Origin of the sequence: Dietzia sp. SYD-A1 (assembly GCF_015356725.1) — a bacterium.
Classification (GTDB): Bacteria; Actinomycetota; Actinomycetes; order Mycobacteriales; family Mycobacteriaceae; genus Dietzia.
In genome coordinates this window covers 1-1,092 of the sequence record NZ_JADDKI010000221.1, presented here as the reverse complement: position 1 = coordinate 1,092, position 1,092 = coordinate 1, and the positions used below count along the sequence as shown (strand labels likewise).

Sequence of the window (1,092 nt, the reverse complement as noted above, 5' to 3'; positions counted from 1 at the left end):
CCGGAATCGAAGTACCCGATCGCCGGACCAGGGGTACCCACTCGCCCTATCTGCCAACCGGTGCCGGCCTTCTCGATGAAAGCGCTCAAGCTGAATAAGAGGATCTCGAGTTCGTCAGCCGGTAGATGGGACCAAGTCCGGACATCAGCGGCGAGCTGGGCGACCGCTGCTAAGCCTTCGGAACCGCTCACCGCGGTCGTGAGATCAACGACTCCTGGCGGAGTTGGGTGGCGCATGTTCGCTGCCGATTGACGGAAAGCCGCTGCGGCAACCTGCGCAAGGTCTGGTAACTCATGCGGCCAGGCGATGCGGTACGTGGTGTGACGTGTCGGTTGTGGGAATGACATCGACGACCGTGCTCGAGCGAGAGCGTCGAACGGAACCTTTTGGACCTCGGCACGGTCGTTGTCAACAACGAAGGCGATCCTCTCCGCCTCGTCGTAACCAATTACCACGATATCGTGGCGACTCATTTGGAGCCGAACCCGCAGGTAGGGCAACTCCGCGATGTCGCCCCATATCAGGGCTGGCCTTCCGGCATCGACCTCCTGGCTAATCCACGACCATCCTTCTCGGGGATCGTCGGTCGTGAGCACTTGGACCTGTGCGCCCAGTAGATGGGGGAGATTTACTTCGAAATCGGAGTCTCTCCCTACCAGATAAAGCGGCGGGAAGAGGTCGCTCGAGCGCAAGTAGGACAGGCCAAGTGACCCCCCGAGGGTGAAGACGAGACCTTCATCGGGCGGTCCTTCCCAGCCGAGGCCTTGCCAGTGCAGGAGGTCTCGCATCGCGGCTGAGCCGCAGTGCCCCCCGACCCGATGTGGATAGTTCTCGATGAGCGTCTGGCGAGTCATCAGAGTTCCTTTCTGAACGGCAGGCGGGCACGAACCGGGCTCTCTTGCTGCGCCAGTGGGATGTCAGCGCCGTTCGTCGAGGCTCCGCCGCTGACCGTGCGAGTCTCGCTCGGGACTGGCTTACCCATTGCGAAAGGAATCGGGAGAACCCGTATGGGCGAAATCGGTCCGGACGAAAGGACGCTGCTGGGTGATGGCTCGCTTGCTGAGCATGAAATCGCGGGGGCGGTTGATGCAG

At 61.7% G+C, this 1,092-nt stretch carries 1 protein-coding gene; it reads right to left on the bottom strand.

Annotation, left to right across the window (positions count from 1 at the left end; translation table 11 throughout):
• Window positions 1-854, bottom strand: an 854-nt coding sequence (locus tag IY392_RS09940) for a BtrH N-terminal domain-containing protein (protein WP_194861113.1), incomplete at its 3' end; no start/stop codon positions are given.
• Between the last annotated feature and the right edge of the window lie 238 nt (window positions 855-1,092).